Annotated in this window: 21 protein-coding genes; 11 read left to right on the top strand and 10 right to left on the bottom strand. The window is 70.1% G+C overall.

What is annotated here, in order from left to right; translation table 11 throughout:
• Positions 1–72 precede the first annotated feature (72 nt).
• Complete coding sequence (locus tag ACGFNP_RS03235) at positions 73–276, bottom strand: cupin domain-containing protein (protein ID WP_393314201.1); 204 nt, start codon at positions 274–276, stop codon at positions 73–75.
• A gap of 77 nt (positions 277–353) precedes the next feature.
• Entirely contained in the window at positions 354–695 is a 342-nt protein-coding gene (locus ACGFNP_RS03230; RefSeq protein WP_358340217.1) for a hypothetical protein, read from the bottom strand.
• Between the two features lie 370 nt (positions 696–1,065).
• On the opposite strand from ACGFNP_RS03230, the gene ACGFNP_RS03225 reads away from it, so the two are divergent.
• On the top strand, positions 1,066–1,878 hold the full coding sequence (locus tag ACGFNP_RS03225; protein ID WP_358340219.1) for an SAM-dependent methyltransferase: 813 nt from the start codon (positions 1,066–1,068) through the stop codon (positions 1,876–1,878).
• A gap of 83 nt (positions 1,879–1,961) precedes the next feature.
• Here the strand turns inward: ACGFNP_RS03225 and ACGFNP_RS03220 are convergent, their stop codons facing one another.
• The 3 genes from ACGFNP_RS03220 to ACGFNP_RS03210 form a co-directional block, all read right to left on the bottom strand.
• Positions 1,962–2,363, bottom strand: coding sequence for a hypothetical protein (locus ACGFNP_RS03220; RefSeq protein WP_393314197.1), 402 nt, complete (start codon positions 2,361–2,363; stop codon positions 1,962–1,964).
• A 14-nt stretch (positions 2,364–2,377) separates the two neighbouring features.
• Entirely contained in the window at positions 2,378–2,692 is a 315-nt protein-coding gene (locus ACGFNP_RS03215) for a hypothetical protein (protein WP_393314194.1), read from the bottom strand.
• 179 nt (positions 2,693–2,871) lie between these two features.
• On the bottom strand, positions 2,872–3,408 hold the full coding sequence (locus ACGFNP_RS03210) for an ATP-binding protein (protein ID WP_358340225.1): 537 nt from the start codon (positions 3,406–3,408) through the stop codon (positions 2,872–2,874).
• Between the two features lie 249 nt (positions 3,409–3,657).
• On the opposite strand from ACGFNP_RS03210, the gene ACGFNP_RS03205 reads away from it, so the two are divergent.
• On the top strand, positions 3,658–4,827 hold the full coding sequence (locus ACGFNP_RS03205) for a helix-turn-helix domain-containing protein (RefSeq protein ID WP_393314190.1): 1,170 nt from the start codon (positions 3,658–3,660) through the stop codon (positions 4,825–4,827).
• A gap of 86 nt (positions 4,828–4,913) precedes the next feature.
• Here ACGFNP_RS03205 and ACGFNP_RS03200 read toward each other — a convergent pair whose 3' ends face one another.
• From ACGFNP_RS03200 to ACGFNP_RS03190, 3 genes are all read right to left on the bottom strand, one after another.
• Positions 4,914–5,531, bottom strand: a complete 618-nt coding sequence (locus ACGFNP_RS03200; RefSeq protein WP_393314187.1) for a hypothetical protein — start codon at positions 5,529–5,531, stop codon at positions 4,914–4,916.
• Position 5,532: 1 nt separating this feature from the next.
• Positions 5,533–5,814: a hypothetical protein gene (locus ACGFNP_RS03195; RefSeq protein WP_393314184.1), complete on the bottom strand. Its 282-nt coding sequence runs from the start codon at positions 5,812–5,814 to the stop codon at positions 5,533–5,535.
• Between the two features lie 328 nt (positions 5,815–6,142).
• Complete coding sequence (locus tag ACGFNP_RS03190) at positions 6,143–9,124, bottom strand: AAA family ATPase (protein WP_393314181.1); 2,982 nt, start codon at positions 9,122–9,124, stop codon at positions 6,143–6,145.
• A 117-nt stretch (positions 9,125–9,241) separates the two neighbouring features.
• Here ACGFNP_RS03190 and ACGFNP_RS03185 point away from each other — a divergent pair, with 117 nt between their 5' ends.
• Positions 9,242–11,047: a GMC oxidoreductase gene (locus tag ACGFNP_RS03185; RefSeq protein ID WP_393314178.1), complete on the top strand. Its 1,806-nt coding sequence runs from the start codon at positions 9,242–9,244 to the stop codon at positions 11,045–11,047.
• A gap of 27 nt (positions 11,048–11,074) precedes the next feature.
• Here ACGFNP_RS03185 and ACGFNP_RS03180 read toward each other — a convergent pair whose 3' ends face one another.
• On the bottom strand, positions 11,075–13,117 hold the full coding sequence (locus ACGFNP_RS03180; protein WP_393314175.1) for an alpha-amylase family glycosyl hydrolase: 2,043 nt from the start codon (positions 13,115–13,117) through the stop codon (positions 11,075–11,077).
• A gap of 84 nt (positions 13,118–13,201) precedes the next feature.
• Here ACGFNP_RS03180 and fxsT point away from each other — a divergent pair, with 84 nt between their 5' ends.
• The 8 genes from fxsT to ACGFNP_RS03140 all read left to right on the top strand — a co-directional run bounded on the left by fxsT (position 13,202) and on the right by ACGFNP_RS03140 (position 25,389).
• A complete protein-coding gene (gene fxsT, locus ACGFNP_RS03175) occupies positions 13,202–16,243 on the top strand; it encodes an FxSxx-COOH system tetratricopeptide repeat protein (protein ID WP_393314172.1) in 3,042 nt (1,013 codons plus the stop codon).
• Positions 16,244–16,329: 86 nt separating this feature from the next.
• Positions 16,330–17,796 carry a S8 family serine peptidase gene (locus ACGFNP_RS03170; protein WP_393314169.1) on the top strand — a complete coding sequence of 489 codons (1,467 nt, stop codon included), beginning with the start codon at positions 16,330–16,332 and terminating at the stop codon, positions 17,794–17,796.
• Positions 17,797–17,984: 188 nt separating this feature from the next.
• A complete protein-coding gene (locus ACGFNP_RS03165; RefSeq protein WP_358340240.1) occupies positions 17,985–19,478 on the top strand; it encodes a M28 family metallopeptidase in 1,494 nt (497 codons plus the stop codon).
• 92 nt (positions 19,479–19,570) lie between these two features.
• Entirely contained in the window at positions 19,571–20,650 is a 1,080-nt protein-coding gene (locus ACGFNP_RS03160; RefSeq protein ID WP_393314166.1) for an FAD-dependent oxidoreductase, read from the top strand.
• 136 nt (positions 20,651–20,786) lie between these two features.
• Positions 20,787–22,388: a protein kinase gene (locus ACGFNP_RS03155; RefSeq protein WP_393314163.1), complete on the top strand. Its 1,602-nt coding sequence runs from the start codon at positions 20,787–20,789 to the stop codon at positions 22,386–22,388.
• Between the two features lie 143 nt (positions 22,389–22,531).
• Positions 22,532–23,548 carry a coiled-coil domain-containing protein gene (locus ACGFNP_RS03150; protein ID WP_393314160.1) on the top strand — a complete coding sequence of 339 codons (1,017 nt, stop codon included), beginning with the start codon at positions 22,532–22,534 and terminating at the stop codon, positions 23,546–23,548.
• A 744-nt stretch (positions 23,549–24,292) separates the two neighbouring features.
• Positions 24,293–24,871 carry a DUF4240 domain-containing protein gene (locus ACGFNP_RS03145; protein ID WP_358340246.1) on the top strand — a complete coding sequence of 193 codons (579 nt, stop codon included), beginning with the start codon at positions 24,293–24,295 and terminating at the stop codon, positions 24,869–24,871.
• A 257-nt stretch (positions 24,872–25,128) separates the two neighbouring features.
• Positions 25,129–25,389 carry a hypothetical protein gene (locus tag ACGFNP_RS03140; protein WP_393314157.1) on the top strand — a complete coding sequence of 87 codons (261 nt, stop codon included), beginning with the start codon at positions 25,129–25,131 and terminating at the stop codon, positions 25,387–25,389.
• A gap of 108 nt (positions 25,390–25,497) precedes the next feature.
• Here ACGFNP_RS03140 and ACGFNP_RS03135 read toward each other — a convergent pair whose 3' ends face one another.
• Positions 25,498–26,076 carry a TetR/AcrR family transcriptional regulator gene (locus ACGFNP_RS03135; RefSeq protein WP_393314154.1) on the bottom strand — a complete coding sequence of 193 codons (579 nt, stop codon included), beginning with the start codon at positions 26,074–26,076 and terminating at the stop codon, positions 25,498–25,500.
• Positions 26,077–26,131: the final 55 nt, after the last annotated feature.

Here is a 26,131-nt window from a genome sequence, read left to right as displayed (position 1 = left end):
GCCCGCACGACGCTGCGGCACCGGTGCGGGGGCGTTTCGCCCGGCCTGCTGGGTGGCCGCGCCACCATCGGATCAGAGCAGCTTGGCAACGGTCAACAGGACCGCGGAGTCCTCCAACGCCTCGAGACTGTGGCGGGTGTCGGGCACGATGAGCAGGTCTCCGGCGCGCGCCTCCCACGACTGCGTACCGGCGATCATGCGGGCACGGCCGTGGAGCACCTGCACCGTGGCCTCGCCGGGGTTCTCGTGCTCGGCGAGGCTCGCGCCTTGGCTCATGCCGATGACCGTCTGCCGGAGCACCTTCTCGTGGCCGCCGTAGACGGTGCCGGCAGCATGACCGCCACCGGCCGCGGCTACCCGGTCGGCTTGTTGGCGGGCCAGAGCTGTGAGCGAGTGGCGTGGCGGCTCAGCACGTCTGAGGCGAGGGCTGGCGTCCACAACGCCGCCTCGGCCAGGTCTTCGGCCGGGTGCGGTCCGTAGATGGTCTCGGCCATCGTACGGAACCCGCGCGGCTTGATGGGAGCGATCGCGACCGTGCGTTTCCTCGGCACCTTCCTGGCCGACCCGACCGCCGCCCCGGCTGTCGTGGTCGACTGGCCGAGCAACTCGGCCTGGATCCCGCCGACCTGAAGGGCTACGGGAACAAGGAGGCGTGCTGGGATCACCAGCGGCAGCTCCGCGACATCTACGGCCACGCCACCTTCGGCTTCGAGCAGTGGTTCGCCCTGGCCCGTCGGCGCACGCGGGTCAAATCTCCGCTGGACCGGCATGCGCTGCGCCTACTCACTAGGCAGGACGCACACTGCCCGCTCTGAAGAGACCACCTGCTGACCGCCGACCAGCCACCCGAGTCCCCCAACCAATTGACACGTTGGTGGCAGCATGTCGCCCGGCGCGCGATAGCAGCCGACTATCTCGGGCATCATGAAGGACTCGGCTCACCGGACGGTGACCAGACCCGCCTTGTTCACGCTTCCCGCCAGCGGAGTGGGGGGCCGTTCAGCAGCGCCTTATGCGACTACGTTAAGAGCTGACAATAAGGGCAAGACGACGTAGGGGGTCCCCATGACTGACACTTCGGGCCAGGAGCTCTTAGCCAAGATCGACACCACGAGACCGCATTCAGCGCGGGTGTGGAACTACCTCCTCGGAGGCAAAGATTTCTACCCCGTCGACCGCGAGGCCGCCGACCAGTACAAAAAGACCTTCCCCGGGATCGTCGACATCGCCCGCACCGACCGAGCCTTCCTCGGCCGGGCCGTACGGTTCCTAACCGGCGAAGGCATCCGCCAGTTCCTGGACATCGGAACCGGCCTGCCAACGATGGACAACACCCACGAGGTCGCCCAGCGGGTCGCCCCAGAGTGCCGCATCGTCTACGTCGACAACGATCCGCTGGTCCTGCTGCACGCCGAGGCGTTGCTGAAAAGCTCCGACGAGGGGGTTTGCGACTACATCGATGCCGACCTACGCAACCCAGACAAGATCTTGGAACGGGCTGCGCAGACGCTGAACTTCGACGAGCCAGTCGCGATCATGCTGCTGGGCATCTTGCATCTCGTCCCGGACTTCGCCCAGGTGCACCAGAGCGTGATGCGTCTGCTGGACGCCGTGCCCTCGGGCAGTTGCCTGGCCCTCACCCATGCCACCCTCGATTTCGACGGCGAGACGACCGCCCAGGCCGAGGCCCAGCAGGAATGGAATAAGAAGGCCGACCCGATGACCCCCCGCACCCGCGCCGACATCAGCCGCTTCTTCGACGGCCTGCAGATGGTGGAACCCGGCCTGGTCTCGATGTCACGGTGGCGGGTCGAGGCCACCCCGTGGGGTGAACCCGCCGAAGTAGCAGGCTTTTGTGGAGTCGGCCGAAAGCCCTGAAGCCCTTGGTTGCTCCGCTGGCCCCCGAGGCCGGAGAAGAGGCCGGCAACCAAGATGGCCAGAGACGCCGGCCGACCCGGGCGTCAATCCTCCTCCAGCACCAGCCCGAACTGGCGCACACGCTCCGCCTCCTCCCTATGACCTGCCTGCTCCAGAGCGTCAACCAGGCGCATGGCGGCCTCGCCGTCGCCCGCCTCGACACGGGTGCGCAGCTCTGCCACTTGCCCTTGGTCGGCTAGCAAGTGGGCCAGTTCTCTGGCAGAGATCCGATCGCCGGAGTCGGCGCGGGCACGCAGTTCCCCCGCTCGCTTCTGTATGCGTAGGAGCTTAGGCAAGCTCAAGGCGGCGGGCGGGTCGCCGGCCTCGGCGAGGGCGCGCAGTTCCTCCTCTCGCCCGTACTCGCACAGCACATCGGCCCGAGCCAGAGCGGCGTTCGGGTCTCCAGCATCGGCGTGGGCACGCAAGATGGCGATGGCCTCCTCCACCCGTTGCTGCTCAGTCAGCAGTCCGGCCAGCGAGCGGGCAGCGGACCCGCTGCCCGCGTCGGCGCGGGCGCGTAGGTGTAGCTGTCTTCGTTGTACTGTGCCCTGCTGGTGATGCCCATGCCCTGGTATCCGCGAAGGCCGCGTAGCCCGGTGGCGCCGAAAGCCACAGCCCAGTTGCCGAAGTAGCCTCCCTTTTCAGCGGCGTCCACGACGAGGGCCAGGAGCCGGCGTGTGCAATTGACGGCCGCCGCATCGTAGACCACGTGCTGATCCGGCCGCCCGAAGTCGCCGTTCAGCCGGTCAGAGAGACGGCTGAAGAACAGCCGCAAGCCACCGTCCTCATGAACCTGCAGTTCAATAGCGCTTTCCGGTGAATACGTTGACGTGGGTCTGAAGATGCGGCCCTCTCCCAGGTTGGAGGTGGCGCGTGCGACCGCGCGGGCACGCCTGAAGCCGTTGCCGGCCGCCTTGAGGGTCGGCTCGATGTCGGTCCCCTCAAGGATCTTGTTCAGTCAGGTGTGTATGCCTGGTCGACGAAGGCCGCGAGGTTATGGTTCCACCGGGCGCCGCCAATCATGTCCAGGAGCATGTCGCGGCGGCCAGCTACGGGTTGAGCGATGAGGAAGAGGTGGGCGAGGGTTCGTTGATCAGCAGGGATTGGGTCGTTGTCGATCTCATGCTGAAGCAGGGCCAGCGCGTCGCGGTCGGCGGACCGGCGGCTTTCGTGGAGTCGAACCACCTCGGGGTCGGACAGAACGTACTTGGTCTTGTCGCCGCGGCCGTAGTAGCGGCCGTCCACCATGTGCGGTGCGGCCGGGCTGGCCGGAATGTGAACGACCAGGTACCCGTGCGTGGGATCCGCGTCAGAGGGGATCTCTTCGGTGAGGATGTTCAAGGGCGGGTCGATGAGGGTGGACCGGCCGATCTGCTCCAGCTTCTCCGCGAGCCCGTTAAGGGGTTGGGGTGCGAGGGTGAAGGTTCTGTTCACCTTGTCCTCGGCGACCCCGTAGATCAGTGTTCCTGAGTCGATGGCGAAGGAGGCCATGTCCCGCGCTGCCTCCTTTGTCCCCCTTGGTGGCAGGCATCGCCTTGAGGTCGAGGTGGTGCGACTCGTCCAGGAGCCCCTCGGTGATGCCGGCCTGGAGATCTGCTTCGGTCTTGGGGGGCCAGCGAGACTGCGCCGCGGACAGGTAAATCGGTATCACTGAGGTCAGGTCCTCTCGGTGTAGCGCGTGAAGGGTATCGCGTCGAAAGTATGGCCGTATCGGTTTAGTCACCGCGCGTGGTTTTCTTGGTGAACTGGAACCTGGGGCAGAACGGTCAGAAGTCGCGTGGTCATATGCGGCCGGGAATTCCCACTACTGGGCGTTTCAGCTGGTCAGCAGCTTTCGAGATGAGTCGGCTCGGCCGCACGTGGGAAGTTTCCGTAGCCCCGCGCCAGGCTTGGTGCTCGAAGAAGAAGAGGCAACGGCAGATCGCGTGGAATATGGTGTCTGAGCCAGCTGCCGTGGCAGGATTATCGACGGTCAGACTGGGGCAATTCGCCGATTTGGGAGCACATATGCCAACTGCGCGCGGTACAGGCGATTTACCGCAACTCCCCGTCGGGGATTTGCGGCAGTCCGGGTCGACGGCATTACGGATGCTGGTTGGTGCGCACCTGCGCCGGCTGCGCGAGGCAAGGGAGATCACTCGCGAGGCCGCGGGATATGTCATCCGGGGTTCTCATTCCAAGATCAGCCGCTTGGAGTGCGGGCGGACCAGTTTCAAGCTGCGTGATGTGTCTGACCTGCTCACCCTGTACGACGTGGACGAGGCCGAACGCCAGACCGTGCTCATCATGGCCAAGCAAGCCAACGCGCCCGGCTGGTGGCAGGACTACCGAGACGTACTCCCCGACTGGTTCGACGCCTACCTTGGGCTGGAGCAGGACGCGGCCGTCATTCGCACCTACGAGGTCCAGTACATCCCGGGCCTGTTGCAGACCGAGGACTACGCCCGCACGGTTATCGCAGACGGCCACGAGAACGCCTCTGCCGAGCAGATCGAGCGCCGGGTCGCGGTGCGGATGCGCCGCCAGCAGATCTTGATACCACCCACGTCGCGCAAGCTCTGGGTGGTGATGGATGAGGCGGCGCTTCGCCGTCAGGTCGGCAGCAGCGCGACGATGCGCGCCCAACTCGAACATCTCCGGGAGATGGCCGCGTTGCGTCACGTCACCATTCAGGTTCTTCCCTTCAGCTCTGGCAGCCGCGTCGGGGGTGTCGGCCCCGTCACCCTCCTTCGGTTCGTCCAAGAAGAACTGGACGATGTGGTCTATCTGGAACAACTCGCTAGTGCGCAATACCTGAGCAAGGAATCCGACGTTCGCCCGTACCGGCATTTGCTGAACCAGCTCGGTGTCCACGCGCAGTCTGCGGCCAAGTCCCGGACGATTCTTAGCCAGATCATCAGCACGTTGTAGATCGTTGCTCTGGCCACCTTTACTCTGTGTGGTCACGAGCTGCTTCGCCGCGCACATGACGGTTTGAGTCTCTGTGGGAGTGCCCTTCAGGCAAGCAGGCTGGTCGCGGCCGTCGCGGTCCTGAGGTCGGGGTGGACCTCCTCGATGCGGTCGCGCTTGGTGTACATGTCCCCGTAGAGCGCGGCGAGGTCGTCCGGGCCTACGACCGGGAACGCGACCGTCCACTCTGACGCGCCGGCCGCCTCTGCCGCCTCGCTGCCGCCGATGAACGCGGCGATCGACAGGGTGCCGACGTAGATCCCCGACTCGGCGACCTCGACATTGAGGTGTTCCTGCCCGGAGCTGTCTGCCGCCCGGGTGAGGTATTCATCCCGAGTGGTCGCCGATGGGCACCACAGCGATCGTCGCCTCGGCAGAAGACCCCGGCACGAGGCGAACGGTGTCGCCCGGCTGGGCTGCGGCGAGCTCATGGGGGTCGGCCGGGCGGAGGCGCCGCGGGTCAGGGTGATCCCGGTCCAGGCGGTTCGGATCTCCTCTCCGCGCAGCAGGCCTTCGAGCCGGATGAGTTTGCTGATCTGTTCGGGCGTGACCTCTTCCAGGTCGGGAATGGTCACGCGCTGAAAGGTATGGGCCTGCACGGCGAGCAGTGCCTGCGGAAAGGTGACCATCCAGCGGGCCATGTTCACCAGGGGTGAGGCGCGCACCTCAGATTCTTTCTGGCCGCCACAGGGAGGTGAGAGGCCGCGCGCCGCGCACCGCCAGCAACAGACCGGTGGCGGCCCGGAGGCCGGCCACCAGTCGCACTGCTGGTAGCACATCGGCGGGGGTTTCGCCGACCAGGGAAGACATAGTCATCCGTCTCCGGTCGCGGTCGAGCCCGTTCATCAGGAACCGAAACTCCAGCGCGCCGGAGCGGTCGGCGCCCGACAGCCACACGCCGGGGCCGTCGACGCCCTGGACGACGCGAAGTGCTCGACCGTCATACACCCGTTATCGGCAAGGCATCCATGGAGTGCGGTACGGGTGCGTCCCGTACGAGGGTCTGCAGATTGTCATCGAGGAGAACACCGTGAGGTCCTAGTCCGTCCGGGATTCTCGCCTCTGAACTGATGTTGTGCCTGGAGGTGTGACCGTAGCAGCGCTTGAGCCGTGCTTGTCATTTGAACGTGCGTGCCATCCGTGATCGGCGGCTGATCGATCAGGGTGATCAGGAAAACTCAATTGAACCCGTCAGCGACCTCTGGAGGCGTGGATTTGAACCCACGGCCTCTTCGTCCCGAACGAACCTCGGCATGCCGCGTTCCGGCTGGACGCCTCAAAGTGACGTGCCCGCGCGGGCTCGGACGCCGTTGGCCAGGGCGACGCGGGACGACACGCCCAGCCGGGCGTACACCTGGCTGATGTGATATTCCACGGTCTTGACGCTCAGCAGCAGCTCGCGGGCGATCTGCCGGTTGGTCAACCCGTTGGCGACAAGCTGGGCCACGGCGTCCTGTTGCGGGGTCAGGCCGAGGGCGGACACCGCGTGCTGCTGCCCGCACGCCGCCAGCTCGATCTCGCAGCGTTGCGCGTACGGCACCGCCTCCAGGCGTTCCAGCTCCCGCAGCGCCTCCTTGAGCTGTTCGGCCGCCGCGGCCCGGCGGCCGAGCCTGCGCAGGAACGAGCCGTACGCCAGCAGGGTCCGCGCCCGCTCGAACGGCTCCTCGGTCTCCGCGCACGCCGCCTCGAACGCCACCCGGGCCAGCTCGGTCTCATGCCCCGCCGCCAGCAGCCGAGCCCGGACGCCGGGAGAGCCGGCCGGTACGTCGTCGGCCCTGCGCAGGTCGCCCTCCGTGATGAGCGCGTCCAGCAGCAGATCGGCCCAGGGCAGCAACCCGCGCTCGGCATACGCCATCGCGTCGACCGGAGCGGGCTGGGCGGGCGCGATCAGGCCGGACGACGAGGGAGCCGGCTGGGTGTGCGTGGTCGGGTCAGGTGATGGGGGAGCGGGCTCAGGGCGGGTGAACAGGTCGAGGAGTGGTGTCAGCAGGGTGATCACCTCGTCTGGCCGGTTCCGGGCCGCGGCCAGGTGGGCTGCGGCGAACGCGGGCCCGATGACCGCGACCGGCGCCGTCGCGTCCCTGGCCAGTCGCCGGGCCGCGTCGGCGTGCTGTCCGGCGCGCCGCCAGTCGCCCCTGGCCGCGAGCACGAGTGATGCCACCGCGTGGGCGTGCGCGGACATCCAGCAGGGGCCGAGCTCGTCGGCGATCGCGGCGGCGACCTGCCCCCGGGCCGCGGCGTCGTCCCAGCGCCCCTGCCGGTAGTCGGCCAGGCTGCTCATCGCGGCGGCGAGCAGCCTGGCCGGTGGCGAGCCCCCCAGCCCGCCGGAGTGACGCATCAGGCGCAGATAGTCGCCGGGCTCGGGGCGGCAGTTCCAGGCGTCGATCTTGGCCAGCAGGGCGGGCCGCACGCACAGAGCCCGTGCCTCGGCGAGCGCCACCACCGCCTCCTCGGCCCGGCCCGCGTAGTGCGCCAGCACCCCCCGGGCGAAACGACCGTCCGCCACACCGGCCCCGGCGCCTGTCCCGGCTCCCGTCTCGTGCGCACCGGCCCCGGCTCCCGTCTCGTGCGCACCGGCTTCGAAAGCTGTCTCGTGCGCACCGACCTCTGAAGCCGTTTCGGGGCCCGTCTTGTGCACGACGAGGTCCGAAGCCGTCCGGGAGGTCGTACCAGGGTTGTGCACGCCGAGGTCTGGTGGCGTGGCTGGATTCTTGGGTGGGGCCTGCGGGGAAACGGTCCTGAGGAGGGTCGGCTCGTGGGCGCCGAGCCGTGCCGCCAGGGCGTGGGCCTCGGCTGGGCGGCCGTCGAACAGGAGGGCCTCGACGGCGTCGGCGCCCGGTTCCCGGTTCAGTCTGGCCGCCTGCGCGAGCAGTCGTGCCGCCGGCCCCCAGTCGCCCGCCGCCGCCCTGCGCCGCCCTTCCGCGGCGAGCTCCTGGACGAGCGGTGGGTCGGGACGTTCAGCGGCCCGCAGCAGGTGCTCCAGCCGGGTGGTCTCGTCCTGGGCGAGCGTCGCCGCCGCGGCGTGCAGGCGCAGCCGCTTGGTGGGGCCCATGTGCTGGTACACCGCCCCCTTGAGCAGCGGGTACGAGAAGCGGATCAGAATCCCGGCACCCGTCGGCCGCTCCACGAGCAGCCCGGCCCCCAGCGCCTCCTCCAGCGCCGAGAGCGGCGCGCGGACGCCCGCCAGCTTGGCGGCCGCGCCGAGCGGGACCTCGCCGGCCAGCTTGGTGGGCGCACTGAGCAGCCCCTCGCCGAACAGCCTGGCGGAAGCGCTCAGGGGCCCCTCGCCGAACAGCCTGGCGGGAGAGCTCAGCGACCCTTCACCGAACAGCCTGGCAGGCGCACTGAGCGGCCCGTCGTCGAAAGGCGCGGCGGTCGCGCCGAGCTGCGCCTCCAGCCGGGCGGCGGCCGAGCCGGGTGCCGGTTCACCCACCACCCGGCCGACCGCAGCCCCGCCCCCGACCGCAGCCCCGCCCCCGACCCCGCCGCCCTCGACCCCGACAACCCCGACCACGGCGATGTCGCAGGCCAGGACAGCCGCCGCCTCCACCAGAGACCGGGCGGAGTCGCTGCACCAGGCCAGCCGGGCCAGGGCGTCGCGCGCGTGCTGCCCCGGCACCGGCAGCGGGATCTGCGGATCGGCCAGCTCGTCGAGGTCGGTCTCCTCCAGGACCTGCAGGATGTGCCGCGGGTTGCCGCCGGTGTGCTCGCACAGCCGTCCGGCCGCCTGCTCGGTCAGGGGCAGGTGGGTCAGCGCGCGCACCTGCCGGGCGCCGATGCCGGTCAGCGCCAGGCGTACCGACATCTCGCGAGTCAGCAGCGGCTGGAGCGAGGCGGGCTGGTAGGGGTCCGGGCTGGTCAGCACGGTCAGGACGCGGGCGGGCCGCAGTCGGCGCCAGGCGAACGCGAGCGCGGTGAGCGAGACGGAGTCGGCCCAGTGCGCGTCGTCGATGGCGATCACCACCGGCCGCGCCGCCTGGAGTTCGTCGAGCCGGTCCCGGAGTCGTGCCCCCGCTTCGAACGGGTCCGCGGGCTGCAGCCCGGCGATCCTGGTGAGCACGCCGTACGGCAGAACGGACTCGCTCTCCACGGCGTCGGTGGCGAGTACGTGCGCCTGGTCGTCGAGGGTGGCCAGGAACCGGCGCAGCAGGGTGCTCTTGCCGATGCCGGCCGGGCCGTGGATCAGGACCAGGCCGGGCTCACCCCGGCGGGCCAGCTCGAAGTGGCCCGCCAGCGACTCCAGCTCTCGTTCTCGCATGCGCACACAGTGCTCTGGTGTCCTCGCACTCACCTTGTCGCGGGCTGCAAGCGAAGGTTAAGCGGAGCGAGATATACCAGCATCGGGAGATTTAGCGAGACATGCGAGGGGGCTTGCATGGCTGGGGAGACGTTCACGATCGTGCTGCGCGGCGGGGCGATCCGTCCCGACGCGCGGCTGGGGGTGTTCAGCAGTCTCGACGGGTGGCGGGTCCGCGTGCCCTGCCGCTACGTGGAAGGTGCGGACGAGTGGCGGGTGGAGCTCGTCAGGCCACCGGCGGGGACGGCCGTGGAGTTCAAGTTCCACTGTGACGGGGCCTGGGAGGCACTGAACGGCAACCGCCTCGCCTCGCCCGCGGACATCGCGGCGGGCGAGCGGATCGAGACGATGACCGGCAGCCAGTCGGAGCTGTTCCCGACCCGGGACGACATCATCGTCACCAACCCGCTGCCCGCCCGCCGGCACTTCGCCCCCAAGCTGGACGAGGGAGCGGTGTACGACTACATCATCGTCGGCAGCGGCATGGGCGGCGGCGTCCTGGCCCACGAGCTGACGAGGATGGCCGCGGCCAAGGGCGGGCGGATGCCGCAGGTCCTCGTGCTGGAGGCCGGTGGCTACCTGTTCTCCACCCATGTCGGCAACATGCCCAGGATGCAGAGCACCGGCGCCGAGGCGAACAGGACCGTCTGGGGCCTGTGGTACCAGTACCGGTCGGAGCGTTACCGGACGAACTCGGCCAGGATGCAGGTCGCCGAGGCGTTCTGCCTGGGCGGGAAGTCGGTCTTCTGGGGGGCGCTGATCCCGCCGATGGCCGGGCGGGAGTTCGAGTCGTGGCCGCGCGGTGTCCGCGACGACCTGCGTACCCAGTGGTACGACGAGGCCACCGACCTGATGCACGGCACGCCCCCGGCGCTCAGCGACTACCGCAGGACGGTCAAGGAGCTGCTCCGCACCCAGCTGAAGCGGTTCCGCCAGCACGAGGTGCAGGTGGCGGCTGAGAACTCGGTGGCGCACCGGCTGGGCATCCCCTCGGGGATCTTCTCGACGGCGGCGCTGCTGATGGAGGACCGCCTGCGCGACGGGTGGAACAAGTACCTGCACGTCAACCTCAACCACGAGGTCGTCGCGTTCCGATGGGACCGGTCGGGCGGCGAGCCCAGGGTGGCGGCCGTGCGGGCGCGCGACCTGATCGCCGGGAAGGACCGGGAGTTCCGCCTGGCGGACGGCGGACGCGTGATCATGGCGGCCGGCACCGTGGGCAGCGCCGTGCTCGCCCGCCGCGCGCAGCTCGACAACGAGTGGGTCGGCAAGGGGATCACCGACCACCCGACCTATGTCTGGAAGTTCACGCTGCCGAGTGACGCGCCCGGATACGCCGCGCACGACTCGGTCAAGATCCTGCTGCGCGGCATGGTCGGTTCGATGCCGATCAACGTGGTGGTGGAGATGGGCATCGGGCTCAACCAGTACCGGGTGGACGAGGACGCCGTCCCGGCGGTCGCGGACGTCTCCCGCATGGACTGCGAGATCGTCTTCTTCCCGTCGGTGCCGCTGCTCGACGGCAACACCGTCGAGCTGGACCCGGTCAACGGCCGGCCGGTGATCACGATGAAGCCGGTCGAGATCCCCGGCTACTTCGCGGCGGTGCGGGAGCTCGGCAGCCGGATCATCCGGATCATGGGCGGCGACCCGGCCGCCTCGGACCCGTTCGACGCCGATCTCGGCGCGGTCGGCCACGAGGTCGGCACGCTGCGGATGAGCGAGGACCCCGGCATGGGCGTGGTCGACCCCGACCTGAAGGTGTGGGGGCATGACAACCTCTACGTCTGCGACCTGTCGGTCTTCCCGACATCGCCGGCCGCGAACCCCTCGCTGACGCTCACGGCCCTGGCGATGCGGCTGGCTGACCACCTTTCTCTTTGACGGGCCAACTCTCCTTGAGGGCTCGGTCTAATCGACGAACTCGTTCGTCAACACCAGTACGGACGCGGGAGGCAGATCCTGCAGTTCGATGTGGCGCGATGCGCCCGGGCCGGGCAGCACGGTCGCGGTCGACTTGAGCGGGTGCTTCGTCACCCCGCCGACCTCGGCCGTGTTGGCCACCACGGTGAGCGCCTGCGTACGGGCGTTGAGTGCGCCGTCGATCTCGACGAGGGCGCCGCGCGTCTCGGTCAGGCTCGGGTTGACCACGCAGACCACCTCGGTCCCGGCCAGCACGCGCGACCAGCACAGCACCTCGCCGGGCCGGGGGAGCGCGTAGCCGCCGTCGGCTTGGCCGAGTCTGCGCAGGTACTGCCGGCCGGCGCGCAGCGCCCGGTGCGCCGCCCGCGTGGCCAGCAGCATCCTGACCCGCTGGTAGATCTCGTTGTCCTGGTCGAAGACGTGGTGGTTCGCGGTGCCGAAGGGACCGAAGCCGGGCAGCTCGGTGTCGAACAGGTGCGCCGCGGTCGGCGACTCGTCGTCGGTGGGCCGGCCGGCGGCTCCCGCCTTGCGCGGATGCTCCGGCCCGAACATGGCCTCCCTCAGATACCGGTCACCCGACAGGTCGCGTACCCCCCAGCCCTCGTCCTTGCCCCTGAGCCACCGGCGCTCGCTCTCCTCGGGTCCGGTGAGCCCCTGTTCGGTGCCGTAGTAGAGGCACGGGATGCCCAGCGAGTACAGCAGCAGCGCGACCCCGACCGTGACCTGGCGGGGATCGGGCTCGCTCCGGCCCGGCGGCGTCAGCGCGCCGAACCGGAGCTGAGGATCGATCCAGAGGTCGTCGTGATCGTCCAGCGACGAGACATAGGCGGAGCCGAGAGAACGATGAGTCACCCCATGCGTGGCGAACCTGCCGAAGAACTCCTCGACGGCGTCGGGGAAGGGGAAACCCTCCTGCCCGAGCGCCACCTCGCGCATGAGGCGGCGCGTCTCGCCGGTCTCCAGGACGGCGCTCAGATTGCGCCCGATCAGGCTCAGGTACCGCTCCTCGATCGTGTCGCCGCCGCCGACCTCGCCCACGATGAGGAAGTTCGCCTTCCCCAGCCCGTCCGCGAACTCCTTGAGCGCCCCGCAGAACAGCGTCGCGTCGTGGGGCGGCACGTGCTTGAGCGTGTCGATGCGCACGCCGTCGATGTCGGTGAGCGCCACCCAGTAGCTCCAGATGCGGATGATCGTCTGCAGCTCCCTGGACTGGTCCAGGTCCCGGCTGAACCAGTCGGCCCGCCGGTAGGGCGCGTCCGGCTCCTCGTCGCCGCCCGCGCCCCAGCCGCCTCCGTCGCCGCCCGCCCTGGTGTACGCCTCGGGGTCGTGCAGCTCGCTCGGCCACACGCCGTGGTCGGGCTCGGTCGGCGCGGTGCCGTGCGGCAGGCGCTGTCCCGTGCCGTCACGCCACGCGCCGAACGGCAGCCGCCCGCCTGGGCCCGCGTACGGCGGGCGCACCACGTACTGCGGATGGCCGGGGGTGCCGAGGTCGTAGTCCCAGTTCTCACCGGTGTGGTTGATGAGGATGTCCAGGATGATGCGGATACCGCGCTCGTGGGCCTCCCGTACCAGCTCCACCAGGTCCCCGCGGGTGCCGAACCTGCGGTCGATGTCCAGGAAGTGCTGGATGGAGTAGCCGTGGGGGTCGTCCGGCGCGGGAACGCCGTCCACGGACGTGACGGGCCGCTGCTTCCACACCGGAGCGATCCACAGCGCGCTCACGCCGAGGTCGCGCAGGTAGTCGAGCTTGGAGATGACCCCCCGCAGGGTGCCGCCCTGGAAGCGGTCCCGGCCGGAGGCCGCCCACTGGTTCCACATCCACCCGGCCGGGCGGGAGTTCGCCGGGTGGGCCCGGTCGACGGGGTCGCGCTCGGCCTCACGGCCGTCGCTGAACCTGTCGGGCAGCAGGAAGTAGATGACCTCGTCCCGCCAGTCGGACGGCGAGGGGTGATAGCTCTCGCGCTGGGGCCAGACGGCCTCCCAGATGCTCCGGGGCGGAGCTTGGCCGATGATCTCGTCGATGTTCGCCATGGCGCCAGCTCCTCGGCCTTGGATTCGTCCCTGTCTGCCCAATCTGAACCGCGTTACAGTCGCAGGCAAGAGGAGAGGAGACGCGTGGACATCCGGATCCTGGGCACGTTCGACGTCCTGATCGATGGCGACTCCGTCGCGCTCGGCGGACCGCAGCGGATGGCCATCCTGGTAGTTCTGCTCCTGCATCAAGGCGAGGTTCTCAACTCCGACCAGCTCATCGAGCACGTCTGGGGCGGGTCACCGCCCAAGAGCGCGCTGAGCGCGCTGCACGCCCACGTGTCCCGGCTGCGCAAGGCGCTCAACGGCGCCGACATCCTGCAGTCGCACGGCTCGGGCTACCGCGTCGTCGTCGAGCCGGACGCGGTCGACGCCTTCCGCTTCGAGCGGCTGGTCGAGCAGGGCGGCCGGGCGCTGGCCCAGCGGGACTGGGCGGAGGCCGTGGCGCTGTACAGCCAGGGGCTCGGCCTGTGGCGCGGCCCGGCGCTGACCGAGTTCGCCACCGAACCGTGGGCGCAGTGCGACGCCATCAGGTTGGAGGAGCTGCGCTTCAGCGCGGAAGAGGGCCGGACCGACGCGGAGCTGGCCCTGGGACGTCACGCCGAGGCGCTGCCGCGCCTGGAGCAGCGCGTCAGCGAGCATCCGCTGCGCGAGCGGTCCGTCGCCCAGCTCATGCGCTCGCTCTACCGGTCCGGGCGGCAGGGCGACGCGCTGAACGTGTACGAGCGGGTCCGCCGGATACTCGCCGAGGAGCTGGGCGTGGACCCCGCGCCGGCGTTACAGGCCACCTACCAGGCCATCCTGCGACACGATCCGGGACTCGACGGCAGCCCGGCCCCACCGGCGCGCCAGGACGCGCCGCCGCGCCGGATCGTCAATCTGCCCTCGCGCAACCAGGTGTTCTCCGGCCGCGAGACGATCCTGGAGGAGATCGAGGCCGCGCTGACCGAGCCGACGACCCGCCCGCCGCCCCGGGTGGTGGCGCTGCACGGGCTCGGCGGCACCGGGAAGACGCAGGCCGCCGTGGAGTACGCGCACCGGCACGCCGCCGACTACGACGTGGTCTGGGAGGCATCGGCCGTCGAACCCGTCGCCTTCTGGAGCGTACTGGCGGAGCTGGCGCTGCGCCTGGGCGTACGCCAGCAGGCCGACCGCGGCGAGATCCTCGCCGCGCTGAGCGAGCGCCTGGCCGGAATGGAGCGCTGGCTGCTGATCCTCGACGACGTCGAGGACGGCACGCTGATCGAGGCGTTCCTGTCGTCGCTGCGGGCCGGGCACGTCATCGTGACCTCGCGCAACCCCGCCTGGGGCCAGCTGGCCGTGGGCATACGCGTGGGCCCCTTCTCCCGGCCGGAGTCCGTCGACTTCCTGTCCAAGCGCGTGGCCAGGACCAGCGGCGCCTGGGCGCTCGCCGACCAGCTCGGTGACCTGCCCTTCGCGCTGGAGCAGGCCGCCGCCTACAGCGAGCAGACCGGCATGAAGCTCGACGAGTACGGCGACCTGTTCCGGCGCCGCGCGGACCAGCTGCTCACCCGGGACAAGGCGTTCGCCACGGTCTGGCAGCTCGCCTTCGAGCGGGTCGCGCAGGCCTCGCCCGTCGCCATCGAGCTGCTGCACCTCTGCGCGACGCTGGGCCCCGGCGGCGTCTCGCTCGACCTGTTGCACTCCATGCCCGGCGTGCTGCCGCCCGCGCTCAGGGACGCGGTCGAGGACGAGCTGGCCCTGCAGGACGCCATCGCCCACCTGCTGCGTCACTCGCTCGTCGAGCGGGACCGGGGACGGCTGCGCATGCATCCGCTCGTCAAGGCCGCGGTCTGGGCCAGGCTGCCCGGCGAGGAGCGGCGTGCCTGGGTGACCTGCGCCGTCAGCATCGTGAGCTCGGTCGTGCCCGCCGACGCCGAGAACCCCACCACCTGGCGGACCTGGGACAGCGTCATCCCCGACGTCATCCACCTCGGCCAGGAGGCCGGCAGCGCGGGCCTCGTCGTGCCGGGCCTGCCCCGCATGCTCTGCGGCTCCGGCCACTACCTCACGATCCGGGCGGCGTTCGAGCGGGCGCAGGAGTTGTTCGAGCTGGCGCTGCGGCTGGTCAGGCGGCAGCCGGGCGCCGACGGCGACCTGGCGGCCGTCCTGTCCGACCACGGCAACCTGCTGGAGCTGACCGGGGACATCAACGGCGCCCGCGCCGCCCAGGAGCAGGCGCTGGTGCTGGCCGAACGGGCCATGGGCGGCGACCATCCCGACGTGGCGCGGGTCCTGCAGCGGCTCGGCGCCGTGCTCGTCTGCCAGCGCCGCCTGCCCGAGGCCAGGCGTACCCTTGAACGCGCCCTGGCCATCCTGACGGCCTGGCACGAGCCGGACCGCAGGGAGATCGCCCGCGTCAGCCGGGACCTGGGCTTCGCCGCGTGGACGGCGGGCGACCTGCGCGCCGCCCAGGAATGGCTGACCAGGGCGCTGGCCACGGCCCGTACGATCCTCGGCCCCGACCACCCGGACGTCGCGCACACCCTGTCCGGGCTGGGCCTCGTCGTCCAGGACACCGGCCGCCCGCAGCGGGCCGTCAAGCTGCAGGAGCAGGCGGCGTCGATGCTCGCCGCCGTCTACGGCGACGAGCATCCCGACGTCGCCCACACGCTCGACAAGCTCGGGTACGCGCTGCGCCTCACGGGCCGCTTCGAGGAGGCCAGGATCAGCCACGAGCGGGCGCTGTCGATCCTGGAGTTCTGCTACGGCCCCGGCCACGGCGAGGTCGGCATGCCGCTGACCAACCTCGGCCTGGTCGACCTGGACACCGGCGAGCCGAAGCTGGCCAGGGACCACCAGGAGCGGGCGATCCAGGTGTTCAGGAACGCCTACGGCGACGACCACGCGCACGTCCACCTGGGCGTCCGCCGGCTGGGCCAGGCACTGCTGGCCGACGGCCGGCCCGCCGAGGCGCGGGACCTGCTGCGCAGCGCGCTCGCGGGCACCGAGCGCGTGCTGGGGAGCGGTCACCCCGACGTGGCGTACACGCTGCTCGACCTCGCGCAGGCGTACGAGCGGCTGGAGGAGCAGGAGTCCGCCGACGACTGCCGCTCCAGGGCCGAGCGGATTCTGGCACGTGGCAGGAACCCCATTCAGGGTTAGCCCTCAGCCGGCCCCCGAGGCCGGATCCGCCCGGGAACGTGACCCTGGGGACATGCCGGATTTCACGGACGCGTCCCGGGGGAAGCATGACCACGATCACCGAACGCCGCGAGTCCACCGTCCACTTCGAGGCGGTGGTGCGGCCGCCGGGCCGGGCTTCCATGTTCGACGAGTCGTCGGCCGTACAGGCGGCGCGTCTTGACGACCTCAGACCGCCGCCGGACCGGGCCGCGCAGGCCGCGCTCGCCTTGCAGCGCAGGGGGTTCACCATCCGGCACATCGGGACGTTCTCCATCAGCGCGGAGGGCCCGCGCCGGCTTTGGGAGGAGACGTTCAACACGCGCGTGGAAGTCAGGCCGCACAGCCTGCGCGGCGCGCCGGTCGCCACCGTGGAGGACGAGGTCTCCTATCTGTCGCACGTGTCCGGGGTCCCGTTCACGCTGCCCGCCGACCTGGAGCCGCTGGTCGAGCGGGCCTACCCGCAGGCGCCGCCGCAGTTCTACGGCTCGCCGCTGCCGCCCCGGGTGGCGTATCACCACCTGCGGGTGCCGGACGACATCGGGCTCATCCTGCGCGCCTGCCATGCGCACGAGCAGGGGGTGACCGGCCGGGGCGTGTTCGTCGCCATGGTCGACACGGGCTTCTACAAACATCCCTTCTACCCGCATCACGGCTACAACTACAACGCCACCCTCGCGCCGGACGCCGCCCGCGTGGACCACGACGAGTACGGCCACGGCACGGCCGAGGCGGCCAACATCTTCGCCTGCGCGCGCGACGTGGACTTCGTCGGCGTGAAGATGGGCGGCAACGCCACCCTCGCGTTCAAGACCGCCTCCGACCTGTCGCCGGCGGTCCTGACCAACAGCTGGGGCTACGACCTCAACGGGCTCACCGGGCTGCCCAACCATCTGCGGCCGCTGGAGTTGGCCGTGCTGGAGGCCGTACGGGTGCGCGGCATCACGGTCTGCTTCTCGGCGGGCAACGGCCACATCTCCTTCCCGGCGATGATGCCCGACGTCATCGCCGCGGGCGGCGTGTACGTGGCCGAGACACAGGTCAACGGGGAGTTCAAGATGGAGGCGTCCGACTACGCGAGCAGCTTCGACAGCCTCATCTATCCCGGGCGGCACGTGCCCGACGTCTGCGGGCTGGTGGGACGGCAGCCCAGGGCGCTCTACATCATGCTGCCGACCGAGCCCGGCGACGTCATCGACTCCTCGCTGGCCGGGCCCGGTTACCCGGTCAAGGACGGCACCGCGCCCGACGACGGCTGGAGCGTGATCAGCGGCACCAGCGCGGCGGCGCCGCAGATCGCCGGGGTGTGCGCGCTGCTGAAGCAGGTCCAGCCGGGGCTGTCGCCCGACCTGGTGAAGGCGTTGCTCCGGGCGTCGGCGCGGGACGTCGTCGACGGCAAGAGCGGGACGGGCGAGCTCGCGGGGGAGGGCTTCGACGGGGCGACGGGCGCGGGGCTCGTCGACGCGGCGGCGGCATACCGGCTGGCGCGCTCGGTCACACCACGCAACCTGCGCACCGTCCCCCCGCCCGTCTGACGGGCCACCTGACTGCCGGTAGGCCGGCCCGCCCGAAGGGCAGGTCAGACCGGCGGGGGTCGCGGCGGTGTCGCGGGGGCGGCCGCCGCGGCCCTGCTGGGCCTTCTCAGGGGGCTTCCAGCGGTTTACGTTCCGGTGCAGTACGTCTCGGGGGAGATTCCAGACTCGTCCCTAGTGGGGGAATCCGCATGCGCACTATCCGCAGAACGGTCCTCATCCTCATCACGGCGCTCTCCTTGCCGCTGGCCATGGCCGTCCCGGCGCAGGCCGGCGGGCTTGACGACCTCTTCGCCAAGCTGCTGGTGAAGCAGGTCAAAGGCGTGAACGTCAAGAAGCACCTCGACGCGTTGCAGGCGATAGCCGACGCCAACGGCGGCACCCGGGCGGCGGGCACGCCCGGCTACAACGCCTCCCGCGACTACGTCGCCGGCAAGCTGCGCAAGGCCGGTTACAAGGTCACGCTCCAGCCGATCAACTTCGTCGAGAGCTGGACCGAGAACAGCCCGCCCGTACTCAACGGCTACGTCCCGAACGAGGACTATTTCACCTTCCAGCCCTCCCCGGCGGGCGAGGTGACCGCGCCGGTACAGGGCGTGGACCTCACCCTGCCGCCGACGCCTGCACCGACGTCCAACAGCGGCTGCGAGGCGGCGGACTTCGCCGGCTTCACGCCGGGCAACATCGCGCTCATCCAGCGCGGTACCTGCGCCTTCGCGCTGAAGATCCGCAACGCGGGAGCGGCGGGCGCCTCCGGCATCATCGTCTTCAACGAGGGTCAGCCAGGCAGGACCGACGCGTTCCCGCTGGACATCGGCGAGTGGCGGGCCGGCGTCCCGATGGTCTTCGCCGACTTCGCCGTCGGCAACGCGCTGGCCGCCACGCCGGGCGCGAGCGTCCACCTCAAGGTCGACTCCACACTCGTCCTGGGCACCAACGACAACGTGATCGCCGAGAGCCGCGGCGGCGACCCGCGCAACGTCGTCATGACCGGAGCGCACCTCGACTCCGTCCACGCCGGGCCCGGCATCAACGACAACGGCTCCGGCACGGCCTCCATCCTGGAGGTCGCCGAGGAGATGGCGGGCTTCCCGGTCAAGAACAAGGTGCGGTTCGCGTTCTGGGCCGGCGAGGAGATCGGTCTGCTCGGCTCCGACCAGTACGTCGAGAAGCTGACCCAGGCACAGCGGGACCGCATCAGGCTGTACCTGAACTTCGACATGGTCGCCTCGCCCAACTACGCCTACAAGCTCTACGACGGCGACAACTCCGACGCCGTCGGCTCGCCCGCGGGCCCGCCCGGATCCGCGCAGATCGAGAAGCAGCTCGAAGCCTTCTACGACAGCCGCGGCCTGGGCCACAACGGCACCGACTTCGACGGTCGCTCCGACTACGGGCCGTTCATCGCGGTCGGCATCCCGTCCGGCGGCATCTTCACCGGTGCCGAGGGGATCAAGACCGCCGCGGAGGCGGCCCTGTTCGGCGGCACGGCGGGCGTCGCGTATGACGTCTGCTACCACCAGGCGTGCGACACGACCGCCAACATCAACGCGACCGCGCTGGACGTGGACGCCGACGCGATCGCCGACTCCATGGCCAGGTACGCGTTCAACACCCGGTCCATCCCCGGCCGGGCGGCGGTCGCGTCCGGTGCGCGGGCCGCGGTGACCAGTTCCATCAGCTGACCTGCTGGTCGACGGGCGGGCCTTTCACGGCCCGCCCGTCTTGTGTGATCCGGCCGGGAAGAGGCGTGGGGTCGCGCCGGTTGCATCCGTACGTGGACGAGATCGACGTCGTGGTGATCGGGGCCGGGCAGGCCGGGCTGTCGAGTGCTTACTTCCTGCGCCGGTTCGGTTTCGAGCCGCTGGTGCTGGACGCGGACGACGGGCCGGGTGGCGCGTGGCGGCACCGGTCGCCGTCGCTGACCATGGACAAGGTGCACGGCCTCTTCGACCTGCCCGGCGTGCGGCGCTCCGATCCGGCGGTGGGCGGCCCGCGTGAGGCTGATGGGTGGCGGCCCGCCGCCGTGGTGGTGCCCGCGTACTTCGCGGACTACGAACGCGAGCTCGGGCTCGCCGTGCTGCGGCCGGTCAAGGTGACGGCGGTGGCGCGTGGCGAGGGCGGGCGGCTCGTCGTCACCTCCGGCGCGGGGGAGTGGGCGGCGCGTGCCGTCGTCAACGCGACCGGCACCTGGACCCGCCCGTACTGGCCGTATTATCCGGGCGCGCGCTCCTTCCGCGGTCGTCAGCTGCACTACGCGACGTACCGGGGACCGGAGGAGTTCGCGGGGCGGCGGGTGGTCGTCGTGGGCGGCGGGAACTCGGCCGCGCACGTGCTCTCCGAGATCGCCGGCGTGGCCGCGAGCACCTTGTGGGTCACGCGCCGGCCGCCCGTGTTCCGCCCTCTGGACGACTTCGGCGAGGGCGCGCGACGCGACGCGGTCGCCATGGTCGAGGAGCGGGTACGCGCCGGGCTGCCGCCGCAGAGCGTGGTCGCCGTGACGGGGCTCGGGTACACGCCGATCGTCCGGGAGGCGCTGGCCAAGGGGGCGCTGGAGCGGCTGCCGATGTTCGGCCGGATCACGGCCGACGGGGTGAGCTGGGATGACGGACGGTACGAGGAAGCCGACACGATCATCTGGGCCACCGGGTTCCGTTCGGCGCTCGACCACCTCGCCCCGCTGAGGCTGCGCGAGCCCGGGGGCGGGATCCGGGTGGACGGCACCGCCGTGATCGCCGAGCCGCTGCTGCAGCTTGTCGGATACGGCCCGTCGGCGAGCACGATCGGCGCCAACCGTGCGGGCCGGACCGCCGCCGGGAACATCCGCCGGCTCCTCGCCGTGGCCCCAGCCGCCTGAACCTACTATAAGGCGTAGTAAAAATACCGATTGCCGCAAGGGTTCGGTGACGCGGGCAATAGCCCTCGACACGGGGCGTTACCACGGGTTAGCGTCCATGTATAAGGATCTTTATCCGTCTTTGGAGGTCCCCCCGATGGACGTTCCCGGCTACACCGAAGTCCGGGAACTTGGACATGGCGCCACCGGCCAGGTCATGCTCGCTTTACGGGCGTCCGACGGCAGGCCCGTGGCGATCAAGCACCTGTCCGCGCGATTACGCGACGACGAGCTGTTCGTCGAACGGTTCCGCGCGGAGGCCGGGCTGATCGGCGAGCTCGACAGCCCGCACACGGCCCGCCTGCTGGACTACGTCGAAGGCCAGGACGACGTCTGCATCGTGATGGAGCTGGTGGACGGCATCACCCTGCGCCGCCTGCTGCGGCACGCGGGCGCCACCGGCCCCGAGGCGGCGCTGGCCGTACTGAAGGGCGCCCTGCTCGGGCTGGCCGAGGCGCACCGGCGCGGCGTCGTACACCGTGACTTCAAGCCCGAGAACGTGATCGTCTCGCCGGACGGACAGAGCAAGCTCGTCGACTTCGGCGTCGCCGCGCACTCCGGCGAGAACGCCCCGCTCGCCGGGACCCCCTCCTACATGGCGCCCGAGCAGTGGGCGGACGCCCCGGCCGGGCCGGCGTCGGACGTGTACGCGGCGGCCGTGGTGTTCTTCGAGTGCCTCACCGGGCACCGCCCCTTCACCGGCGAGAACTACGCCGCCCTCGCCTACCAGCACCAGCACGCCGAACCTCCGCTGGCGGACATCGAGGAGCCGATGCGGGCGCTGGTCGGGCACGGCCTGGCCAAGGACCCCGCCGACCGGCCGGAGTCGGCCGAGGCGTTCCTGGAGGAGCTGGAGAAGGTCGCCGACCTGGCCTACGGCACCGGCTGGGAGGTACGCGGCCGGGCCGGCCTCGGCCTGCTGACCGTGCCGCTCACCGCGCTCCTTCCCCTGTCGAAGCCGCTGCCGGAGCGGGGGAGCCTGTTCGAGAGCGCGCTCGCGCCGGTGACCAAGTTCGCGGTGACGAGCGGCCTGGTGGTCGCGACCGCCGCCGCGGTGGTGTCGGCATTCGTGATCTGGAACGATTCACCGCCGGACGGCGTCGCCGCGCTCCCGCCCGTCAGCACGTCCGCCCCCGTCATCCCCAGTCGATCGGGTACGGCGGAGCCGTCCATCTCCACCGCCGGCCCGAGCGCCACCGACGCTGTGGATCCGGCCGTCATCAGGGAGCACGCCGACCCCACCGGATCGCGCGAGCCTGCCCGCTCGCACGAGCCCACCCGTGAGCCGGAGCCGACGCGGACCACTCACCCCGCCACCTCACAACCGACCATCAAGCCGACCATCAGGCCGACCGGCGGGCCGGCCACCAAGCAGGCGGCCACGACGAAGCCCGCCACCAGCGAGCCCAAGCCGTCCGAACGCCCGGCCACCACCCGCCCCGCGACCACCCAGGCTCCCGCCCCGACCGCGGCCGCGCAGCCGCTGGTCTCGGTGTCGGTCAAGGTGTCGGTCGGCGTGCCGCTGCTCGAAGGCAAGGACGGCCTGCTGGACGCGGACGTCGATCTCGGGCTCGGGAGCGGTCTGCTCGGCTTCGTGCTGGTCCCCGGCTCGGCCCTGCTCGGCCGCCACTGGGCGGCCCGCAGAGCCAGGCGGGCCCGGCCTCATCGCCCGTCCTGGCCTCCGGACGCCGACGACTGACCTGTGACCTGCGCCGGGTAAGCACCCACCATGACGGTCACACCGAAATTTGCTAATTTGCCGTCCGATACGTGTAATCCCCTACTATCTAGCCTCGGACAGGGGCGTACTTCAGAGCCCCACAGCTCGGGCGAAGGAGAAGTGTGGCGGTTGCATCCCCCGCTGACCGGCGGCGCCGTCGCATCCGAACCCTCACCCAAGCGCTCTCCGCGCTGCTCACAGCGGTGCTCCTGACAGCGGGACCGGCCACCCCGGCGCACGCGGCCCCCAAGCCGACGGTCAAGCAGCTCAAGAAGGAACTGGCCGCCCTGCAGAAGCAGTCCGACAAACTGATCACCGAGTACTACAACGGCCGCATCGCCCACCAGAAGGCCGAGAAGGCGGAGCGGGCCGCCAAGGAGAAACTGACCGCGGCCCAGGAGATCTACGACCGCGAGTCGGCCGAACTCCGGCAGTTGGCCATCGCCCAGTACACCAACGGCGGCCCCCCGAGCGCGGCCACCATGCTCTCGGGGACCGCGGACCCGTCGGCGCTCATGGGCAACCTGGCGCTCTCCCAGCACCTCATCGACCGGCAGAACGCCCGGCTGAGCGGCTTCGCCCAGGTCAGGGACGGCCGCAAGCAGGCCGAGGAGGAGGCGGCCGCCCGCGCCGAGGAACTCGGCACCCAGGTCGCGGACCTCGGCAAGCGCAAGGACAAAGCCGAGAGCCTGATCAAGAAGATCAAGGACAAGATCGACAAGCTGTTCAAGGCGCCGGGGGTACGGCGTTCGGACGGCACCTGGGTCCCGCAGCTACCTGGGGGCTCCGACAACATCACGCCCCGGATGCGCCTGGTCAAGACCTTGGTGAAGGAGCGGTTCGACGTACCGAACGGGATCGGCTGCTACCGGGCGATCCAGGACGGCGGCGAGCACCCGCTCGGGCGGGCCTGCGACTTCATGCTGAGCCGCGGCGGCTCGATGCCGACGGCCGCCGAGGTGGCCCGCGGCAACGAGATCGCCGCTTGGGCGATCAAGAACTCCAAGCGGCTGGGCATCATGTACATCATCTACCGGCAGCGAATCTGGCACGCCAGCCGCGGCACCTGGCGCACGATGTCGGACCGCGGCGGCACCACGGCCAACCACTACGACCACCCACACATCTCGGTGTACTGAGCCGGTGGGCGCCCCGCCAAAAAGGGCCTCCGCTTCGCTCCGGGCGTTCTTCTGGGGCGCCTTCGGCGCACAGCGGGCTTCGCTTTCTGGGCGCTTCGCGCTTTGGGGGCTCAGACGTTGCTTCCAGTCGGGCCAAAGCCCCGACTCCTGGAGGGCCTCGCTTCGCTCGGGCGTTCCCCCAAGCAGGCTTCGCCTGCGAGGACCTTGTTGACCTTGGCCTTCAATAAATGGACGGCAGGTGCGAGCTCGCGCGCGATCTTGGGGCGTCGGGTCGTTGCGGGCATGTAGTCCACTGCTGCCTCCCCGGCACTCCCTACGTGGGCCATCGCGATCTCCTTCAAGTCCACGGAACCGACCTGTGGCCCGTTGCGGGTGCTGATCACCTCGCCTCTCCGCTCAAAATCCGCATCCACAGCTCTTGGGCGCGGTGGTCGGTCATTCGCTCGCCCTCCATGACGGAGGTGGGGTAGGTGGGACCAGTCGTAGCGCCGTATGCACTTACGCGCCCCTCGCCCTCATCTCGGAGGTGGGGTAGGTGGGACCAGTCGTAGCGCCGTATGCACTTACGCGCCCCTCGCCCTCATCTCGGAGGTGAGGCTGCAAGAGGAGTTCGACGTTGCACGCGTGACCGTCCGCAAGGCGATGGAAGCTCTCAGGGAATGCCGGCGGTTTAGGGATACACCTCCGCTCATGGCGACCGGCTTGAGGGCTTGGACTGGCGATGCGGATGAGTACGATTCCCGCGTGACTGAAGATGATTTCTGGGAGATCGTTGAGTCGTGTCGGGCCGCGAGTGGCGGGGACTTCGAGGAGCAGGTGTGGTTGCAGCGTGAACGGCTGCTTGCCCTCACGGTGGATGAGCTGGCGAGTTTCACAGCCCTTTGGGAAACGGTGGATAACCGCGCCTTCACCTGGCCGGTCTGGGACGCTGCGGCCCTGGTTTTTGGCAACCCCGAGGACTTCGACGTCGACCCGTGGGCCATGCGGTTCGATCCTGAGCGGTACGGCGACAAGGGGTTCAATGACGATGCGTTCGCGGACTTCCGTGCGTGGCTCATCGGGCAGGGGCGTCTGGCGTTCGAGCGGGTCGTTGACGACCCAGATAATTTCGCTGATCTGTTGGACGAGTGGAACTGCGAGAGCGGCGGGCACGCGGAGGAATACGCTTCGCAGGTCTATGAGGTTTACGAAGAACGCACCGACGCTGGGGTGGCGCTGTCGACCGCTGAGCCGAGTGGCGAATCGGTGGATGTGGAGAATGAGCAGATCGCCCGATCGCGGTTCCCTCGGCTGGCCGGGTACCGCTATCTCGGTGACGATTAGCGCCGAGTTCGGCGACTGAAACGGCGTACTGGTCGTCCAGAGTGGTCCAGGCGCAGGCACTGAGGTTGACTCCCAGGCGCTCGGCCGCGGCTGGGTGTCCGGCCTCCAGCGTTTGCACGACCCAGGCGTGCTGGCTGCGCACGGTGGCGGCGTCGGGCTGGTCGAAGATGGTGGCGCTCTCTCTGGCCGCCGGCGGAGTGTGTTCGTCAGTCGTGCGTCTGTCCCCGACCGTGCACGGCGAAGGAGACCACGGCTTCATGCCGGCCCTGATCGGCATAGCCCGCAGCCGGGGCGTGTCGGGCTACCTCGGCGACCGGGTCAATCACTGGCCGGCGGTGCACCGGCTGGATGCCGCCCGCCTCTTCCGGCTCGCGCTCGAGAAGGCCCCGGCGGGCACCATCCTGCACGGGGTCGCTGAGCAGGGTGTGCTGATCCGCGACATCGCCCAGGTGATCGGCCGCCAACTGGACCTGCCGGTGGCCTCGATCTCCCAGGACGATGCCGCCGAGCCCGCCTGATCGGCCACCGTCCGTCTCGGAAAGGGGTCGGCGGGCGAATCCCAGAACCGTGGTGCCCGAGCTCTGGCCGAGTCGTCGCCGACGCCGATCGCCGGTTCGGCAGCAGGTCTAGGTCGGATCGGCGCTCTCCCCGAAGTGCGGCAGGACCATCTCGACCAGCGCGGCGATGTCGGCGTCGACCATCGGCTCGCCGGTCATGCCCATCCGGTGGAGCAAGGTTCCGACGACGACGTCGATGAAGAACAGGACCCGGTTCTCCGGCTCGCCGAGCGCCTCCTGGAGCGCGAGCCGGTACGGGTCCTGCAACCGTGAGGACAGCACCTCGCGCAGGGCCGGATCACTGACGGCGTCGCTGAACACGCCTGCGAACGCGTCGCCCACCCCGGGTTCGCCGATCTTCGCCGCGATCCAGCGGATGGCCGAGGTCATGAGCTCGGCTCGGCTGGTGCCCTCCAGCGGCACCGGGCCGAACGCGTCAAGGAGGCAGTCCACGATCAGCGCCCCCTTCGACGGCCAGCGCCGGTAGATCGTCGTCTTCGCGACGCCGGCCACCGCCGCGATGCGGTCAACGGTGGCACGCGCGTAGCCGAGCTCCTGGACCGTGCTCAGCGTCGCGGCGAAGACCACGGCGTGGACGCCGGAGCGCGGGCGACCGGGTGGCCTGGCGGAGGTGGTCGCTCGGGTCATGCCCACACCATAACCTCTTGCGCTACCATCGGTATCGATACTTGAGGTAGCGAAA

It is taken from the genome of Nonomuraea sp. NPDC049269, from assembly GCF_043197155.1.
Taxonomy (GTDB): Bacteria; Actinomycetota; Actinomycetes; order Streptosporangiales; family Streptosporangiaceae; genus Nonomuraea.
This window is presented reverse-complemented; position numbering and strand designations above follow the sequence as displayed.

Excerpts from the sequence above, each read along its gene's own strand:
- ACGFNP_RS03235 (WP_393314201.1), bottom strand. The coding sequence starts at position 276 with ATGAGCCAAGGCGCGAGCCTCGCCGAGCACGAGAACCCCGGCGAGGCC.
- ACGFNP_RS03225 (WP_358340219.1), top strand. The coding sequence starts at position 1,066 with ATGACTGACACTTCGGGCCAGGAGCTCTTAGCCAAGATCGACACCACG.
- ACGFNP_RS03210 (WP_358340225.1), bottom strand. The coding sequence starts at position 3,408 with ATGGCCTCCTTCGCCATCGACTCAGGAACACTGATCTACGGGGTCGCC.
- ACGFNP_RS03190 (WP_393314181.1), bottom strand. The coding sequence starts at position 9,124 with ATGCGAGAACGAGAGCTGGAGTCGCTGGCGGGCCACTTCGAGCTGGCC.
- ACGFNP_RS03185 (WP_393314178.1), top strand. The coding sequence starts at position 9,242 with ATGGCTGGGGAGACGTTCACGATCGTGCTGCGCGGCGGGGCGATCCGT.
- ACGFNP_RS03180 (WP_393314175.1), bottom strand. The coding sequence starts at position 13,117 with ATGGCGAACATCGACGAGATCATCGGCCAAGCTCCGCCCCGGAGCATC.
- ACGFNP_RS03170 (WP_393314169.1), top strand. The coding sequence starts at position 16,330 with ATGACCACGATCACCGAACGCCGCGAGTCCACCGTCCACTTCGAGGCG.
- ACGFNP_RS03165 (WP_358340240.1), top strand. The coding sequence starts at position 17,985 with ATGCGCACTATCCGCAGAACGGTCCTCATCCTCATCACGGCGCTCTCC.
- ACGFNP_RS03155 (WP_393314163.1), top strand. The coding sequence starts at position 20,787 with ATGGACGTTCCCGGCTACACCGAAGTCCGGGAACTTGGACATGGCGCC.
- ACGFNP_RS03140 (WP_393314157.1), top strand. The coding sequence starts at position 25,129 with ATGCCGGCCCTGATCGGCATAGCCCGCAGCCGGGGCGTGTCGGGCTAC.
- ACGFNP_RS03135 (WP_393314154.1), bottom strand. The coding sequence starts at position 26,076 with ATGACCCGAGCGACCACCTCCGCCAGGCCACCCGGTCGCCCGCGCTCC.